The organism is Rubritepida flocculans DSM 14296 (assembly GCF_000425365.1).
Classification (GTDB): domain Bacteria; phylum Pseudomonadota; class Alphaproteobacteria; order Acetobacterales; family Acetobacteraceae; genus Roseococcus; species Roseococcus flocculans.
The window spans coordinates 117571-135079 of the sequence record NZ_AUDH01000006.1 but is presented as its reverse complement, the minus strand read 5'-3'; the positions used below and the strand labels follow the sequence as shown (position 1 = coordinate 135079).

At 74.0% G+C, this 17509-nt stretch carries 13 protein-coding genes; 8 read left to right on the top strand and 5 right to left on the bottom strand.

The features are described from left to right. Positions 1-300: 300 nt before the first annotated feature. The 4 genes from H596_RS0108265 to H596_RS20745 all read right to left on the bottom strand — a co-directional run bounded on the left by H596_RS0108265 (position 301) and on the right by H596_RS20745 (position 5425). Positions 301-2712: an FtsK/SpoIIIE family DNA translocase gene (locus H596_RS0108265; protein WP_027284484.1), complete on the bottom strand. Its 2412-nt coding sequence runs from the start codon at positions 2710-2712 to the stop codon at positions 301-303. 78 nt (positions 2713-2790) lie between these two features. Further along, entirely contained in the window at positions 2791-3744 is a 954-nt protein-coding gene (cysK, locus tag H596_RS0108260; RefSeq protein ID WP_027284483.1) for a cysteine synthase A, read from the bottom strand. Between the two features lie 56 nt (positions 3745-3800). Continuing rightward, positions 3801-4775, bottom strand: coding sequence for a Bug family tripartite tricarboxylate transporter substrate binding protein (locus tag H596_RS0108255; protein WP_027284482.1), 975 nt, complete (start codon positions 4773-4775; stop codon positions 3801-3803). Next, the gene (locus H596_RS20745; protein WP_037300553.1) at positions 4772-5425 is read right to left on the bottom strand and encodes a polysaccharide deacetylase family protein; all 654 of its coding nucleotides are present in this window, start codon (positions 5423-5425) and stop codon (positions 4772-4774) included. The genes H596_RS0108255 and H596_RS20745 overlap by 4 nt, the downstream gene beginning before the upstream one ends. 139 nt (positions 5426-5564) lie before the next feature. On the opposite strand from H596_RS20745, the gene dnaN reads away from it, so the two are divergent. From dnaN to H596_RS0108230, 4 genes are read left to right on the top strand one after another with little or no spacing between them, the layout of a single operon-like run. Beyond that, entirely contained in the window at positions 5565-6695 is a 1131-nt protein-coding gene (gene dnaN, locus H596_RS0108245; RefSeq protein WP_027284481.1) for a DNA polymerase III subunit beta, read from the top strand. A 10-nt stretch (positions 6696-6705) separates the two neighbouring features. After that, the gene (gene recF / locus H596_RS0108240) at positions 6706-7833 is read left to right on the top strand and encodes a DNA replication/repair protein RecF (protein WP_027284480.1); all 1128 of its coding nucleotides are present in this window, start codon (positions 6706-6708) and stop codon (positions 7831-7833) included. A gap of 55 nt (positions 7834-7888) precedes the next feature. Continuing rightward, a complete protein-coding gene (gene gyrB / locus H596_RS0108235; RefSeq protein WP_027284479.1) occupies positions 7889-10324 on the top strand; it encodes a DNA topoisomerase (ATP-hydrolyzing) subunit B in 2436 nt (811 codons plus the stop codon). Continuing rightward, positions 10321-11208: an amidohydrolase family protein gene (locus tag H596_RS0108230; RefSeq protein ID WP_037300550.1), complete on the top strand. Its 888-nt coding sequence runs from the start codon at positions 10321-10323 to the stop codon at positions 11206-11208. The genes gyrB and H596_RS0108230 overlap by 4 nt, the downstream gene beginning before the upstream one ends. On the opposite strand, the gene atzD is transcribed toward H596_RS0108230, so the two are convergent. Continuing rightward, positions 11196-12323, bottom strand: coding sequence for a cyanuric acid amidohydrolase (atzD, locus tag H596_RS0108225; RefSeq protein WP_027284477.1), 1128 nt, complete (start codon positions 12321-12323; stop codon positions 11196-11198). The two genes, H596_RS0108230 and atzD, sit on opposite strands and share 13 nt — an antisense overlap. A 140-nt stretch (positions 12324-12463) precedes the next feature. On the opposite strand from atzD, the gene rpe reads away from it, so the two are divergent. From rpe to purH, 4 genes are read left to right on the top strand one after another with little or no spacing between them, the layout of a single operon-like run. Next, positions 12464-13120, top strand: coding sequence for a ribulose-phosphate 3-epimerase (gene rpe, locus H596_RS0108220; protein ID WP_027284476.1), 657 nt, complete (start codon positions 12464-12466; stop codon positions 13118-13120). Further along, the gene (locus H596_RS0108215) at positions 13120-14757 is read left to right on the top strand and encodes a heparinase II/III family protein (protein WP_027284475.1); all 1638 of its coding nucleotides are present in this window, start codon (positions 13120-13122) and stop codon (positions 14755-14757) included. The genes rpe and H596_RS0108215 overlap by 1 nt, the downstream gene beginning before the upstream one ends. 4 nt (positions 14758-14761) lie before the next feature. After that, entirely contained in the window at positions 14762-15871 is a 1110-nt protein-coding gene (locus H596_RS0108210) for a glycosyltransferase family 4 protein (RefSeq protein ID WP_027284474.1), read from the top strand. Between the two features lie 2 nt (positions 15872-15873). Then, complete coding sequence (gene purH / locus H596_RS0108205; RefSeq protein WP_027284473.1) at positions 15874-17451, top strand: bifunctional phosphoribosylaminoimidazolecarboxamide formyltransferase/IMP cyclohydrolase; 1578 nt, start codon at positions 15874-15876, stop codon at positions 17449-17451. Positions 17452-17509 lie beyond the last annotated feature (58 nt).

Here is a 17509-nt window from a genome sequence, read left to right as displayed (position 1 = left end):
CGCCGCTTCTCTTAATCAGCGGGTCCTAGGTTCGAGCCCTAGTGCGCCCACCAATCTTTTCAAAGACTTCCAACGAAAAATAAGCTGCGGGCGGGTCGGCGTCCAACTTTTTTCCAACAGGCTTTTCCAACTCGTCAGAAACGGACGCGCGCCGCAGGGCATTTCGGCTGGTGATGGCGCGGAAGCCGTCCTCCGATTTCCTACCGCGGTTCCCGGGATGCCATGTTTTGGCATGCCGCCGTCCGGCCGGGGCCCGAGCGGCTTGTCGCCTCATACGGTCGGCATCTCAGGCCGACCGGATCACCCCTCCGGCCGTCGCGCGAGGATCTCCCGCTTGCCCACATGGTTCGCGGGGCTGACGATGCCCTCGCGCTCCATCTGCTCGATGAGCTTCGCCGCGCGGTTGTAGCCGATGTTGAGGTGGCGCTGGATGAAGGAGGTGGAGGCCTTGCCCTCGCGCACCACCACCTCCACCGCGCGGTCGAAGAGCGACTTGTCGGCGTCCGAGGCGCTTGCGATGTCGAGCGGCCCGCCGCCCTCCTCGTCCTCGACCTCGGTCACCTCCTCCACATAGTCGGGCTCGCCCTGGGCGCGCAGCCAGTCGGCCACCTTCTCGACCTCGGCGTCGGAGACGAAGGGGCCATGCACGCGGGTGACGCGCCCGCCCCCGGCCATGTGCAGCATGTCGCCCTGGCCGAGGAGCTGCTCCGCCCCCTGCTCGCCCAGGATGGTGCGGCTGTCGATCTTGCTCGTGACCTGGAAGCTGATGCGGGTGGGGAAGTTCGCCTTGATGGTGCCCGTGATCACGTCCACCGAGGGGCGCTGGGTGGCCATGATGACGTGGATGCCCGCCGCGCGCGCCATCTGCGCGAGGCGCTGCACCGCGGCCTCGATCTCCTTGCCCGCGACGATCATCAGATCCGCCATCTCGTCGATGACCACGACGATCATGGGCAGCTTGTCGAGGGTCAGCGGCTGCTCCTCGAAGACCGGCTTGTTGGTCTCGGGGTCGAAGCCGGTCTGCACGCGGCGCGTCAGCACCGTGCCCTTCGCCTGCGCCTCGGCCACCTTCTCGTTGTAGGCCTGGATGCCGCGCACGCCGAGCTGGCTCATCGCGCGGTAGCGGCGCTCCATCTCGCGCACCGTCCATTTCAGCGCGCCGATGGCCTTGGGCGGCTCCGTCACCACGGGGGCGAGCAGATGCGGGATGCGGTCATAGACGCTGAGTTCCAGCATCTTCGGGTCGATCATGATGAAGCGGCACTCGGCCGGGCCGAAGCGGTAGAGCAGCGAGAGGATCATGGTGTTGATCCCCACCGACTTGCCCGAGCCCGTGGTGCCCGCGATCAGCAGATGCGGCATGCGCGCCAGGTCCTGGATCACCGGCGCGCCGCCGATGTCCTTGCCCAGCACCAGCGGCAGGCGGCCCGTGTTGCGGCGGTATTCCTCGCTCTGTAGCATCTCGGAGAGGAACACGGTCTCGCGCTTCGCGTTCGGCAGCTCGATGCCGATCACGCTGCGGCCCGGCACGGTGGCGATGCGCACCGCCACCACGCTCATGCTGCGCGCGATGTCGTCCGCGAGGCCGATGACGCGCGAGGATTTGGTGCCCGGCGCGGGCTCCAGCTCGTAGAGCGTCACCACCGGGCCGGGGCGGATTTCGACGATGCGCCCGTTCACCCCGTAGTCGCTCAGCACCTGTTCGAGCATGCGCGCATTGGCCTGCAGCGCCTCCTCGCTGGGGCCGGAGGCGATGCGCGCGGGCGGGGGCGCCAGCAGCTCGAGCGGGGGCGTGCGCCAGCCCTCCACGGGCAGGTCGAGCTGGGGCTGCACGGGGGCGGGCCTGCCCCGGGAAGGCGCGGCCACGCGCGGGGCGCTGCGCGCGGCGGCGGGCGCCGGGGGCGCGGCGGGCGGCGGGGCCGCGGCGTCCAGGCGCGGCTCGGCGCGCGCGGAGGCAGGGGCCTCGGCCGCGCGCTCGGCCGCGCGCAGCACCGCGGCCAGATCCTCGCCCGGCCCGTCGTTGCGCCGCGGCCAGAGGCGGCGCGCGGCGAGGAAGGGGCGCAGCACCACATGGCGCTTCTCGACGGAGAAGCGCGCCGCGTTCTCCGCCCCGCGCGCGGCGGTCTCGGCGGTCAGCCGCGCCGCCCGGCCCCATTCGCCGAAGGAGAGGCCGAAGGCCGAGTAGGTCAGCCACAGCCAGAGCGCGGCGAGGCCGATGCGCGCCGCGAGCCCGCCCGTGGGCCCGAAGGCGTCGGCGAGGGCGGTGGTGAGCGCGGCGGCCAGCAGCGGCCCCGCCGCCCCCGCCTCGGCCCCCGGGATCTCGGCCAGCAGCGCGGCGCCGAGCGGCAAGGCCAGCAGCAGGAAGGCGAGGCGCAGCGGCGCCAGCCGCACGCCCCGCCCGGCCGCGAGCCGCACGGCCCAGGCGAGCAGCACGAGCCCGGGAAGGAATCCCATCCAGCCCACCCCCTGGCGCAGCACATCCGCCACCACCGCGCCCGGCGCGAAGAGCAGATTGCCCACCGGCCGCGCCGTGGCGGTGGAGAGCGAGGGGTCGGCCGGGTCGTAGCTCCCCACGGCGAGCAGCAGCGCGATGCCGCCCAGCCCCAGCAGAAGGGCGGCGAACTCGCCCAGGCGGCGGGCGATGGCCGCGCGCACGGCCGGCGAGGCGAAGCGGCGCGGGGCGGCCGCGGCGGAGGTGGCGTCGCGCGCCATGGCGGTCGGACCTCGTTCGGGGGGAGGTTCGGGACAGCCGGGGGGAGGGCGGAGCATACCAGCCCCGCCCCCGCGCCGCTACAGCCCCTCGAAAAGCTCGGTGGAGAGGTAGCGCTCGGCGCCGGAGGCGGCGATGCCCAGGATCAGCCTGCCCGCCATGCCCGGCCGGGCGGCAAGCCTGCGCATCGCCACCAGCACCGCGCCGGTGGAGATGCCGACCGCGATGCCCTCGGCGCGCGCCGCCTCGCGCGCCGCGGCGAAGGCCTCGCGCTCGGCCACCCGCTCCACCCCGTCGAGGGCGGCGAGGTCGAGCACCGCGGGGCGGAAGCCCGCGCCGATGCCCTGGATGCGGTGCGGCCCCGGCTCATCGCCGTTCAGCACGGCGGATTCGGCCGGCTCCACCCCCAGCACGAGAAGCCCCGGCCGGCGCGGCTTCAGCGTGCGGGCCACGCCCGTCAGCGTGCCGCCGGTGCCGATGCCGCCCACCACCGCGTCCACCGCGCCCGCGGTGTCGCGCCAGATCTCCTCGGCGGTGGTGCGGGCGTGGATGGCGGGGTTGGCGGGGTTGTCGAACTGCCGCGCCATCCAGGCGTGCGGCGTGCGCGCCACGATCTCCTCCGCGCGCTGGATGGCGCCGGCCATGCCGCGCTTGGCCGGCGTCAGCTCCAGCTCCGCGCCCAGGTGGCGCATCATCTTGCGCCGTTCCAGGGAGGCGCCGTCGGGCATCACCACGATCAGACGATAGCCCTTGGCCGCCGCCACCCAGGCCAGCGCGATGCCGGTGTTGCCCGAGGTGGGCTCGACGATGACCGACCGGCCGGGGGCGATCTCGCCGCGCGCCTCGGCGTCCTCGACCATGGCGAGGCCGATGCGGTCCTTCACGCTGCCGCCCGGGTTGAGGAATTCGAGCTTGAGGGCGAGGCGCGCGCCGGCCTCGGCCGAGAGGCGGGGCAGCAGCACGGCGGGCGTGCCGCCCACCGCGTGCAGGATGCCGGGCAGAAGCCGCCCGGCGGGGGGCGTGGTCGCGTCCATGCGCCCTTCCTAGAGGCTGCGCGGCCGCGCCGGAATCGGCGGCCGCGCGGCGCGCCTCACGAATCCGCGGTGATGCCCGCGCGGCGGATCACCGCGCCCCAGCGCTCCAGCTCCTCGCGCATGAAGCGGGCCAGCGCCTCGGGCCCGCCGCCCAGGGCTTCGACGCCGTTGCGCTCCAGCGTCGTGCGCGTCTCGGCCTCGGTCAGCGAGGCGGCGAAGATGTCGGCGAGGCGCTGCGCGATGGGCGCGGGCAGGTTGGCCGGGCCGAACAGCGCCCACCAGCCCTCGGCGTTGATGGCGGGCAGCCCCTGCTCGGCGAAGGTCGGCACCTGGGGCAGCAGCGGGCTGCGCCGCGCGCCCGTGATGCCGAGGCCGATGAGCTGGCCCGCCTCGATCTGCGCGCGCACGAACTGCGTGTGGTAGAACATGGCGTCGAGCGTGCCGTTCAGCGCGTCCGTCATGGCGCGCGCGCCGTCCCGGTAGGGGACGTGGGTGGTGGCGACGCCCGTCGCCTCGCTCATCACGGCGTGGTTGAGATGCCCCGCCGTGCCGGTGCCCGAGGTGCCGACCGAAAGCGGCCGCGCGCGCGCCAGCGCCACGAACTGCGCCATGTCGCGCGGCCCGAGCTGCGGGCGCACCACCAGCAGCAGCGCCGTCTTCGAGTGCAGGAAGAGCGGCGTGAAGTCGCGCAGCGGGTTGTAGGCGAGACCCGGCATCAGGTGCGGGTTCACCGCATGGGTGCCGATGGTGCCGAGCAGCAGCGTGTGCCCGTCCGGCGGCGACTGCGCCACGAACTGCGAGCCGATGGTGCCGCCCGCCCCGGCCCGGTTGTCCACCACCACCGTGTGGCCGTTGAGGGCGCGGGAGATCTGCCCCGCGATCATCCGGCCGATGATGTCGGTGCTGGTGCCGGCCGCGAAGGGCACGACGAGGCGGATCGGGCGGTCGGGCCAGGTCTGGGCGCGGGCCTCGCGCCCGGCGGCGAGCGCGGGCAGCGCGAGGCCTGCGGCAAGGGCGGTGCGGCGGTTCATGGCGCGTCATCCTTCCTGGATATATTCCCCGGATCGCACAGCAGCCGGCCCTCGCGCAAGGCGAGGCACGAGTCCGGGAACTCCGGCGTGAAGGCCGCGCCCTCCTCGGCCAGGGCGCCGAGCACCCGGTCGAGATGCCGCATGGCGTCGGCGCGCAGGTCGTGCAGCACCAGCAGCACGGGGGAGGTGGCGGCCCGGCAGAGGGCGAGGGCGCGGGCGGGCCAGCCCTCCGGGTCGTCCCAGTCGCGCGGGACGGCGTTCCACAGCACCACCGTGTAGCGCTCGGCCATCAGATGGGCGAGGGCTGAGCGGCGCAGCAGATGCGGCCCCAGCGCGCCGCCGCCGCCATTGGGGCGGAACAGGCGCTCCCGGTTCAAGTGGCCGAGAAGCGCCTCGGCCGCCGCGATCTCCTGCACCGCCTCGACCGGCGGGCGCAGGCCGAGCGGCGCGCCATGGGTGAGGGTGTGGTTGCCGATGCGGTGGCCCTCGGCCAGGGCGCGTTCGGCCAGCGCCCGGCGGGCGGGGTCGCGCAGCTTCTCGCCGATCACGAAGAAGCTGGCGGAGAGGCCGCGGCGGGCCAGCACCTCCAGCACCAGGGGCGTGGCTTCGGGCTCGGGGCCGTTGTCGAAGCTGAGGCAGATGGGCTGCACCGCCCCCTTCTAGGCCGGAGGGGCCGGGCTGGGAACGCCGGGGGGGCGCGGGCGCTTTGCCCTGCCGCGCCGCGATGCTAGGGAAGCAGGCCCAACGGGCGGCGATTCGACCCGGCAGAGGCGGGAAGGGGTTCGGGAGATGAAGTTCAGCGTCGAGCGCGCCATCCTGCTCAAGGCCCTCGGCCACACCCAGTCCGTGGTGGAGCGCCGCAACACCATCCCCATCCTCTCCAACATCCTGCTGGACGCGACGAAGGAGGGCGTGCTCCGCCTGACCGCGACGGACATGGAGATCGCGGTGGTCGAGGAAGTGCCCGGCGTGCAGGTGGCCCGGCCCGGCCGCACCACCGCCCCCGCCGCCACCCTCTACGAGATCGTGCGCAAGCTGCCCGACGGCGCGGTGATCGAGCTCGACCACACGGGGGGCGACGCGCCGCTCAAGCTGCGCGCGGGCAAGTTCAACACCACGCTGCAGGTGCTGCCGGTGGAGGATTTCCCCTCCATGACCGAGGGCGCCCTGCCGCACGCCTTCAAGCTGGAGGCGGCGAAGCTGCGCGGCATGATCGACCGCACGCGCTTCGCCATCTCGACGGAGGAGACGCGCTACTACCTCAACGGCATCTACCTCCATGTGGCCGAGAGCGAGGGCCGCAAGGTGCTGCGCGCCGCCGCGACCGACGGCCACCGCCTCGCGCGCGTCGAGGAGGAGCTGCCCGAGGGCGCGGGCGCGATGCCCGGCGTCATCATCCCGCGCAAGACGGTGAACGAGCTGCGCAAGCTCGCCGAGGAGACGCGCGACGAGATCGAAATCCGCCTCTCCGACACCAAGATCAGCTTCCGCATCGGGCCCGTCACCCTCACCTCCAAGCTCATCGACGGCACCTTCCCCGACTACGAGCGCGTGATCCCGCGCGGCAACGACAAGGTGCTGGAGGTGGCCAAGCAGCCCTTCGCCGAGGCTGTGGGGCGCGTCGCCTCCATCTCCTCCGAACGGTCGCGCCCGGTGAAGCTCTCGCTCGACCGCAACCACCTGCTGCTCACCGCCTCCTCCGCCGAGACGGGCCAGGCGCAGGAGGAGCTGGACGAGGACGTGGTGAGCTACGCCGCCGCGCCCATCGAGATCGGCTTCCAGGCGCGCTACCTGGCCGACATCACCGACCAGGTGGGCGACATGCTGCGCTTCCGCTTCTCCGACGGCAGCGCGCCCACCGTGGTGCAGGACGCAGGCGACGACGCTGCGCTCTACGTGCTGATGCCGATGCGGGTCTGACGCGGCGGGCGTGCTGCGCCTCACCCGCCTGCGCCTCAGCCGCTTCCGCAACCACCATGCGCTCGACCTGCGCTTCGCCGCGCGGGCGGTGGTGTTCGCCGGGCCCAACGGGGCGGGCAAGACGAATCTGCTGGAGGCCATCTCGCTGCTCGGCCCCGGGCGCGGGCTGCGCGGCGCCCGCGTGGCGGAGCTCGCCGAGGGCGGGGCCGGCCCCTGGGCGGTGAGTGGCCGCTTCGAGGACGCGCAGGGCCCCTTCGAGATCGGCACCGGCGCGGCGGAGGAGGGCGGCGCCGAGCGCCGCGCCTTCTTTCTCGACGGCGAGCGCGCGCGCAGCCAGTCCGAGATCGCCGAGCGCGTCGCCACGGTCTGGATCACCCCGCAGATGGACCGGCTGTTCCAGGAGAGCGCGGGCGCGCGCCGGCGCTTTCTCGACCGGCTGGTGCTGGCGCTGGAGCCGCACCACGCGCGCGAGGTGGCGGCCTATGAGACGGCCATGGCCCATCGCAACCGGCTGCTGGGCGGCGGCCGCCGGGCCGATCCCGCCTGGCTCGCGGGGCTGGAGGACGCGATGGCGCGGCATGGCGTGGCCGCCGCCGCCTCGCGCCGGGCGCTGGTGGCGCGGCTGAACGCGGCGATGGCGGGCGGAGTGGCGGGGGCCTTTCCGGCCGCGCATCTCGAGCTGCGCTGCCCCGCGGGGGCGCTGCTCGCGGAGATGCCCGCCCTGGCGGCGGAGGAGGCGCTGCGCGCCGCCTGGGCCGAAAGCCGCGCGAAGGATGCGGCGGCGGGCGCGACGCTGAGCGGCCCGCACCGCGCGGAGCTTCTCTTCACCCATGTCGAGAAGGCCCAGCCCGCGGCCTTGTGCTCGACGGGCGAGCAGAAGGCGCTGCTGGTTTCCACCGTGCTCGCCCATGCGGCGCTGATCGGCCGCGCGCGGGGCTTCGCGCCGATCCTGCTGCTCGACGAGCTGCCCGCGCATCTGGACGCGGGGCGGCGGGCGGCGCTCTTCGCCGCGCTGGCCGCCCTGCCGGGCCAGAGCTTCCTGACCGGGACCGAGGCGCACCCCTTCCAAGCCATTGGCGCGGAAGCGGAATTTTTCGCCCTGGAGCCGGGCGGAATCCGCCCCGCCCCCCTGGGTTGACCGGCCCGGAAATGGCATACTGCACGCTCAGTTTTCCGAGGTTTTCCCCCGCCCGATGACCAGCGAACCCGCGCCGCCCGCGACCCCCAACGGCGAGGACTACACCGGCGCCTCCATCACCGTGCTCCGCGGCCTGGAGGCCGTGCGCAAGCGCCCCGGCATGTACATCGGCGACACCGATGACGGCTCGGGCCTGCACCACATGGCCTTCGAGATCATCGACAACGCGGTGGACGAGGCGCAGGCCGGCTACGCGACGCGCGTGGACGTGGTGCTGAACGGCGACGGCAGCGTGACCGTGACCGATGACGGGCGCGGCATCCCGGTGGACATCCACCCCGAGGAGGGCGTCTCCGCCGCCGAGGTGGTGCTCACGCGGCTGCACGCGGGCGGCAAGTTCAACCAGAACTCCTACAAGGTCTCGGGCGGGCTGCACGGCGTGGGCGCGGCCGTGGTCAACGCGCTCAGCGAGTGGATGGAGGTGCGCATCTGGCGCGAGGGGCGCGAGCACCGCATCCGCTTCGAGCATGGCGAGACGGTCGCGCCGCTCGAGGTGGTGGGCCCCGCGGCGCGGGGTTCGGGCACCGAGGTCACCTTCAAGCCCAGCGCGGCCACCTTCACCCGCACCGAATACGACTTCCACATCCTGGAACGCCGGCTGCGCGAACTCGCCTTCCTCAACTCCGGCCTGCGCATCACCCTGCGCGACGACCGGCACGTGCCCGCGCAGGAGGCCGATTTCAACTTCGCGGGCGGGCTCGTCGCCTTCGTTGAGTGGCTCGACAAGGGCAAGGAGCCGCTGTTCAAGCCGCCCATCAGCGTGGTCTCGAAGGAGAGCGAGGGCATCCGCGTCGAGCTCGCCATGTGGTGGACGAATTCGCCGCGCGAGGTGATGCTCTGCTTCACCAACAACATCCCGCAGCGCGACGGCGGCACGCACCAGGCGGGGTTCCGCCAGGCGCTCTCGCGCGTCGTGGCGAAATACGCCGAGGAGCTGGCGAAGAAGGAGAAGGTGGAGCTCGCCGGCGAGGACATGCGCGAGGGGCTGACCTGCGTGCTCTCGGTGAAGGTCCCGGACCCGAAGTTCAGCAGCCAGACCAAGGACAAGCTGGTCAGCAGCGAGGTGCAGCCGGTGGTGCAGGCGGCCGTGGCGGACGCGCTCGGCCACTGGTTCGAGACGCATCCCAAGGAGGCGAAGCAGGTTCTCGAGCAGGTCGTGCTCGCGGCCGCCGCGCGCAAGGCCGCGCAGCTCGCGCGCGAGAAGGTGGGGCGCAAGAACGCGCTCGACATCTCGACCCTGCCCGGCAAGCTCGCCGACTGCCAGGAGAAGGACCCGGCGAAGAGCGAGCTCTTCATCGTCGAGGGCGACAGCGCCGGCGGCTCCGCGAAGCAGGGGCGCAACCGCGCGAACCAAGCCATCCTGCCGCTCAAGGGCAAGATCCTGAACGTGGAGCGCGCGCGCATCGACAAGATGCTGAGCAGCGCGGAGATCGGCACGCTCATCACCGCGCTCGGCACCGGCATCGGGCCGGGCGATCCGGCCAAGGGCGGCTTCGACATCAACCGGCTGCGCTACCACCGCATCGTCATCATGACCGACGCGGACGTGGACGGCAGCCACATCCGCACCCTGCTGCTGACCTTCTTCTTCCGCCAGATGCCGGAGCTGATCGAGCGCGGGCACCTCTACATCGCCCAGCCGCCCCTCTATCGCGCCAAGCGCGGCAACGAGGAGCGCTACCTGAAGGACGACCGCGCGCTCGAGGACTTCCTGCTGGAGAAGGCGCTGCAGCAGGCGCGCCTCGCCCTCTCGGACGGGCGCGTGCTGGAGGGGGCGGAGCTCGCGGCCTTCGTCGAGACGCTGCGCCAGGCGGGCGCGCGCATCCGCCGCCTGGCCGCCGAGGCGCCGGCCGCGATCATCGAGCAGGCGGCGCTGGCCGGGGTGCTGACGCCCGATCCGCAGCGCGCGCTGGAGGGCGCGCACGATCTGGTGGCGCGGCTCGATGCGCTCGCCCCGCCGGCCGAGCGCGGCTGGAAGCTGGCGGCGGACGAGGCGGGGCTCTCCCTGCACCGCGTGGTGCGCGGCGTGGCCGAGCGCCACCTGCTCTCCGCCGCGCTGCTGCGCAGCGCCGAGGCGCGCTGGCTCGACGAGCGCCGCGCCATGCTGCGCGCCGGTTTCGCCGAGGGCGCGCGCCTCGCCTTCGAGGGCGCGGAGGCGGCGGTGGCGGGCCCGCTGGCCGCGCTGGACCGCATCCTCGCCCAGGGCCGCAAGGGCCTCGCCATCCAGCGCTTCAAGGGGCTGGGCGAGATGAACCCCGACCAGCTCTGGACCACCACGCTCGATCCCGCCACCCGCACCCTGCTGCAGGTGCGCGTCGAGGACGCGGAGGATGCGGAGAGCGTCTTCTCCACCCTGATGGGCGATGTGGTGGAGCCGCGGCGCGAGTTCATCGTGAGCAACGCGCTCAAGGTGGCGAACCTCGACATATGAGCGCGCCGCCGATCCGCGACTGCCCGGGGCCCGACGCGCACCCGCGCCGCCCCGCCATGCCTGTCCCGCCCGGCGCCTGCGACGCGCACGCCCATGTGTTCGACGCGGCGCGCTACCCCTACCAGGCCACGCGCGCCTACACCCCGCCCGACAACGGGGTGGAGCGGCTGCTCGCGCTGCACGATGCGCTGGGCCTCTCGCGCGGGGTGGTGGTGCAGGCCAGCGTGCACGGCACGGACAACCGCGCGGTGCTGGATGCGGCGGCGGCCCATCCCGGGCGTCTGCGCGCCGTGGTCAGCGTCACCGAGGAGGTCACGGAGGCCGAGATCGCCGCCATGCACGCGCAGGGCGCGCGCGCCATCCGCGTGAACCTGGTGGACCGCGGCGGCATGCCCTTCCGCTCGCTCGATGCGCTGCGCGGCGTGGCCGATCTGCTGCGCCCCCATGGCTGGCATGTCGAGCTGCTCGTGCATGTCGAGCAGGATCCGCAGGCGCTGCGCGCGCTGGCCGAGGCCATCCGCCTGCCCGTCAGCGTGGGGCATATCGGCTACACCAAGGTGGCGCGCGGCGGTGCGGCGCATCCCGGCTTCCGCGAGTTCCTCGCGATGCTCCGCGACGGGCTGTTCTGGGCGAAGCTGACGGGGCTCTATCGCCTCTCCTCGCAGGCCGCGTTCCCCTATGGCGACACGCACGAGATGGCGCGCGCGGCCATCGCCGCCGCGCCGGAGCGCATCCTCTGGGGCAGCGACTGGCCGCATGTGAACCACTTCGACCCGATGCCGAACGACGGCGACCTGCTCGGGCTGCTGGCGGAATGGGCGCCGGAGGAGGCGCTGCGGCGCATGATCCTGGTGGAGAACCCCGCGCGGCTCTACGGGTTCTGACGCCGCGCGATCACCGCCACGGGCCCGCCGCCGTCCGGCCCCTGGTGCTCCGCGCCGCCGGAGACGAAGAGATCCGTCCTCCCCGTCGCGGCCGCGACCACCCCGCCCACCAGGGCGCGCGCATGCCGCGTGGCGTTGATGTCGCTGTCGTCCCACATGATGTGGCGGCGGCCGCGGATGCGGCCCGTGCTGCTGGGCTCGGCCTTGCACAGCAGCGCGACGAGGCGCGCGGCCTCCGCCTCGGGGAGCTGGCCGCCGCCCGCCGCGAGGCCGGCCGCCGCCAGCGCGCGCTGCACCGCGGGCAGGTCGATCGCGTCCTGCATCACGTCATGCGCGATGGCGAGCGCCCCGCGCCAGGCCGGGCTGTTGCCCAGCACCACGATCTCGTTGCGCGTCAGCTCCACCCCGGCCGAGCAGCTCGCGCGGGCAGAGAAGAGCGACCAGTCCCGCCCCACCGCCGCGTCCGAGAGCGCCGCCGCCGGAACCTCGCCCAGCGCCAGCGCGATGCCGAGCGCCGAGGCCCCGCGCGAGAGGCCCATGGAGGCGTAGGTGTCCTCCGTCGCGCAGAGGGCGCCGCGCGCGCGCGCCTCGGCCATGCGCTCGCTCGTCAGCAGAGGGCATTTGACCTGGACGTAGTGGACATCCTCGGCGCGGGCGATGGCGGCCTCGCGCATGGCGCGCCGCACCGCCTCGGCGGTGGCCTCCACCTGCGCCATGCGGCCCAGCTCCTCCGGGCGGAACTCGGGCGTGAAGGCCACGCCGAGCGCGAGCGCGGGGCCCGGCATCGCCTCCGCCGCCCCCTGCCGCACGCCGAGCACGAGGAAATGCGGCGAGAGCCCGCCCTCCGTGCCGCCCGACATCACCATGGCCACGCGCGCCAGCACCGCCTCGGGCGCGAGGCCGAGCCGCGTGGCGAGCATCGCCGCCAGCGCCTCCACCGCATAGGCGCGGGTGAAGTCGTTCACGCAGCCATTGCCCTCGGTCTTGCCCAGGATCGCCACCACCTCCTCCGGCCGCAGCGCGCCCTGGTCGAACAGCGCGGCCACGGCCGCCGCATCGCCCGGATGGCGGGCGGGAACGAGGAAGGCGAGGGCCTCGCGGGCGGGCTCGGTCATGGCGTCTCTCCGGGGCTCGGGCGGGCGCAGACTGGGCGCGGCACGGGCTGGAGGCAACGGCGCGGCGCGAGGTTTTCAAGCCCCCGGGGATGGGCTAACCCCGATGGGCCCCGCGGGGGGCCATGGAAAACAGGGATGGCATGAGTCGGGTCCGCATCGCTCCCTCGCTGCTCGCCGCCGATGTCGCGCGCCTCGGCGAGGAGGTGCGCGCGGTGGAGCGCGCCGGCGCGGACTGGCTGCACCTCGACATCATGGACGGGCATTTCGTGCCCAACATCAGCTTCGGCCCGGGGCTGGTGAAGGGGCTGCGGGCGCATTGCGCGTTGCCCTTCGACGTGCATCTGATGATCGCCCCGGCCGATCCCTACCTCGCCGCCTTCGCCGAGGCGGGGGCGCGCGTCATCAGCCTGCACCCGGAGGCGGGGCCGCACCTGCACCGCAGCCTGCAGAGCATCCGCGCGCTCGGCTGCCAGGCCGGGGTGGTGCTGAACCCGGCCACGCCCGTCTCGGCGGTCGAGCATGTGCTGGACCTCGTGGACCTCATCCTGGTCATGACGGTGAACCCGGGCTTCGGCGGGCAGTCCTTCCTCGCCTCGCAGCTTCCCAAGATCGCCGCGCTGCGCCGCATGATCGCGGCGAGCGGGCGGGAGATCGCGCTGGAGGTGGATGGCGGCGTGACGGCCGAGACCGCGCCCGCCTGCATCGCGGCCGGGGCCGATGTGCTGGTGGCGGGCACCGCGGTGTTCGGCGCGCCGGACTACGCCGCGGCCATCGTCGCGCTGCGCGGGGGCGGCTGATGGCGGACATCTTCCGCGGCGCGCGCCGCCTCCTCTCCCGCATCCGCCCCGTGCGCGTGCCCGAGGCGCCGGCCCGCGCCTTCCGCGATCTCTGGCCCGGGGACGCGCAGCGCGGCGCGCGGCTGCTGCGCGGCGAGTTCGAGGTGATGGGCAGCGCGCGCAGCCTGACCGGCTGGGGGCCGGAGGCGGGGCCCCTGCCCTGGCGCCAGGCCCTGCACGGCTTCGCCTGGCTGCGCGACCTGCGCATGCTGGGCACCGACGCCGCGCGCGTCGAGGCGCGCGACATCACGGAGGAATGGCTGGCCGCCGGCGCGGCTGAGCCGCTGGCCAGCCTGCCCGAGGTGGCGGCCGCGCGCATCTCCGCCTGGCTCGGCCACTGGGATTTCCTCGCCGCCAGCGCCGATGAGGGGTTCCGCCGCGCGCTGATGCAGCGCCTCGTGCAGGATGGCCGGCTCGTCGCCGCGAACGTGCCCGACGAGGCGGCGCATCGCGGTGCGCTGGTGGTGCTCAAGGGCGCCATCGCCGCCGCCATCGCGCTGGGCGAGGAGGCGTGGATGGTCCGCGCGCTCAAGTTCCTCCCGGCCGAGCTGGAGCGGCAGTTCCACCCCGATGGCGGGCATGTGGAGCGCAGCCCGGCCGTGCAGCTCCTCGCCTTCCAGGATCTGGTGGAACTGCGCAACCTGCTCAACGGCAGCGGGGTGCTCGCCCCGCCGCAGCTCGCCACCGTCATCGAGCGCGCGGGCCAGGCGCTGCGCCTGTTCCGCCATGGCGACGGCACGCTCGCGCTGTTCAACGGCACGCGCGAGGAGGCGGCGGCGAGCGTGGACCTCGCGCTCACCCAGGGCCAGGCCAAGGGCCGCGCGCCGCTGCTGCTGCAGGAGACGGGCTTCCACCGCCTGGCGGCGAGCCGCACCCTCGTCATCGCCGATTGCGGCGCCCCGCCGCCCGGCCGCGCGCCGGACCCCGCGACCGGCGCGCCGCGCGGGGCCGACCGCTTCGCGCATGCCGGCGCGCTCTCCTTCGAGATGTCGGTGGGGCGGGACAGGCTGATCGTGAACTGCGGCGCGGCCCCGGCGGCGGAGGAGGGCTGGTGCATGGCTCTGCGCTCCACCGCCGCGCACTCCACCCTCGTCCTCGCCGAGACGAACAGCGCGGAGCTGCGCCCCGAGGGGCTGGGCCGCCGCCCCGAGCGCGTGGAGGCCGAGCGCTTCGAGGCGCAGGGCGCGCAATGGCTGGAGGCGAGCCATGACGGCTATCGCCGCACCCATGGGGCGGTGCATCGCCGGCGTCTCTACCTCTCCGAGAACGGCGACGACCTGCGCGGCGAGGACGTGATCGAGACCGAGGGCGGCGCGTCCCCGCCCTGCGTGGTGCGCTTCCACCTCCACCCCTCGGTGGACGCGCTGCTCCAGGAGGAGGAGGGCGGGGTGCTGATGCGCCTGCCCGGCGGCCAGGGCTGGCGGCTGCGCGCGCGCGGCGCGGCGATCTCGCTCGAGGAGAGCATCCACATGGCGGCGGAGGCGCGGCGCACCAGCCAGATCGTGCTCACCGCCGAGGCCGCGAACGAGGGCATCCAGTGGGCCATCACGCGGGTGACGGCGGCCGAGCCGCCCGGCCCCGCGAAGCCGGCCGCCTGAGGGCGTGCGCGTCCTCGAGGTCACCAACGTGGATTTCTCGCTGCGGCACTTCCTGCTGCCGCTGATGCGCGCCGCCCGCGCGCGCGGGCACGAGGTGGTGGGCATGTGCGCCGAGGGCCCGCTGCTCGACCTGCCGCGGGCCGAGGGCTTCCGCGTCATCTCCGTGCCGATGGCGCGCAGCCTCTCGCCGCGCGCGAACCTCGCCGCGCTTTCGGCCATCCGCGCCGCGCTGCGCGCCGAACGCTTCGACCTGGTGCATGCGCACATGCCCATCTCGGGCGCGCTGGCGCGGCTGGCGGCGCGGCTCGAGGGCGTGCCGCGCATCGCCTACACCTGCCACGGTTTCCTGTTCAACCAGCCGGGCCCGCTGTGGCGGCGCGCGCTTTCGCTCGGGGTGGAGTGGTGCGGCGGGCGGCTGACCGACGTGTTCCTCACCGTCAGCGAGGAGGAGGCGCGGGATGCGCGCCGGCTCCGGGTGCATCGCCGCGCCATGGCGGTGGGCAACGGCCGCGACCCCGCGCTGTTCCATCCCGATCCCGCGGCCCGCGCCGCGGTGCGGGCGGAGCTCGGCATCCCCGAGGAGGCGCCGGTGGTGATCGCCACCGCGCGGCTGGTGCGCCACAAGGGCTGGCCGGAGCTGCTGGAGGCGATGGCCCGCCTGCCCGATGCCCATCTGATCGCGGTGGGCGAGCGCCTGCCCTCCGACCATGGCGAGGACATGGCCCCGCATTTCGCCCGCGCCGCCGCCGCGATGGGCCCGCGCCTGCACGCGCTGGGCTACCGCCATGACGTGCCGCGCCTGCTCGCCGCCGCCGACCTGTTCTGCCTGCCCTCGCATTTCGAGGGGCTGCCGATGAGCGTCATCGAGGCCATGCTGACCGGCCTGCCCGTGGTGGCGACCGACATCCGCGGCTGCCGCGAGCAGGTGGTGCCGGGCGAGACAGGGCTGCTGGTGCCGCCCATGCGGGCCGCGCCGCTCGCCGATGCGCTGGGGCGGCTGTGCGCGGATGCGGCGCTGCGCCAGAGCATGGGGCGTGCCGGGCTGGCGCGCGCGCGCGCCCGCTTCACCGAGGAGCGCGTGCTCGCCCGCACGCTCGACCTGTTGGGACTGTGACCATGACCGAGACCCTGCCCGTCCGCCGCGCCCTGCTCTCCGTCTCGGACAAGACGGGGATCGTGGAGTTCGCCCGCTTCCTCGCCGAACGCGGCGCGGAGATCCTCTCCACCGGCGGCACCGCGGCGGCGCTGCGTGCCGCAGGCGTTCCGGTGAAGGACGTGAGCGAGCACACGGGCTTTCCGGAAATCCTGGATGGGCGCGTCAAGACTCTGGTGCCGCAGGTGCATGGCGGGCTGCTGGGGCGGCGCGACGATCCGGCGCATCTGGCGCAGATGGCCGCGCATGGCATCGCGCCGATCGACCTCGTGGCGGTGAACCTCTACCCCTTCGAGGCGACGGTGGCGAAGGGCGCGGGCTTTGAGGAGGCCATCGAGAACATCGACATCGGCGGCCCCGCCATGATCCGCAGCGCCGCGAAGAACCACGCCCATGTGGCGGTGGTGACCGAGGCCGCGCAGCTTGAGGAGGTGCGCGCCGAGATCGAGGCCGCGGGGGGCACGAGCCTTGGGCTGCGCCGACGCCTCGCGCAGCGCGCCTATGCGCGCACCGCCGCCTATGACGCGGCCATCGCCGCTTGGCTCGCGGCGCAGGCGGGCGAGGAGTTCCCGCCGCGCCTCGCCTTCGCCGGCGAGATCGTGCAGACGCTGCGCTACGGCGAGAACCCGCACCAGCGCGCCGCCTTCTACCGCGACGGCTCGGGCCGCTTCGGCATCGCCACGGCGCGCCAGGTGCAGGGCAAGGAGCTGAGCTACAACAACCTCAACGACACGGACGCCGCCTTCGAGTGCGTGGCGGAGTTCGAGAAGCCCGCCATCGTCATCGTCAAGCACGCGAACCCCTGCGGCGTGGCGGAGGGCGAGAGCCTCGCCGCCGCCTGGGAGGCGGCGCTGCGCTGCGATCCCGTCTCGGCCTTCGGCGGCATCGTCGCGGCCAACCGCGCGCTGGACGCCGAGGCGGCCGAGCGCATCGCCGCCATCTTCACCGAGGTGGTGATCGCCCCCGACGCCGATCCGGACGCCCAGGCCATCTTCGCGAAGAAGAAGAACCTGCGCCTGCTGCTGACGGGCGGCCTGCCGGACCCCGCCGCGCCGGGCATGCTGGTGCGCAGCGTCTCGGGCGGTTTCCTCGCGCAGTCGCGCGACGCGGGGCGCGTGAGCGAGGCGGCGCTCAAGGTCGTGACGAAGCGCGCGCCCACGCCGCAGGAGATGGCGGATCTGCTCTTCGCCTTCCGCGTGTGCAAGCATGTGAAGTCCAACGCCATCGTCTATGCGAAGGGCGGGGCCACGGTGGGCATCGGCGCGGGGCAGATGAGCCGGGTGGATTCCGCGCGCATCGCCGCCTGGAAATCGGGCGAGGCGGCGCGCGCGTCCGGTTCCGACGTGCCGCTCGCGCAGGGTTCGGTCGTCGCCTCCGACGCCTTCTTTCCCTTCGCCGATGGCCTGGAGGCCGCGGCGGCGGCGGGGGCGACGGCGGTGATCCAGCCCGGCGGGTCGGTGCGCGACGCGGAGGTGATCGCGGCGGCCGATGCGGCGGGGCTCGCGATGGTGTTCACCGGGATGCGGCACTTCCGGCACTGATGTGATCCCCGCGAAAGTTTCGCTGCGCGAAACCTTCGTGGGGGCCCGGCCGGGCGCT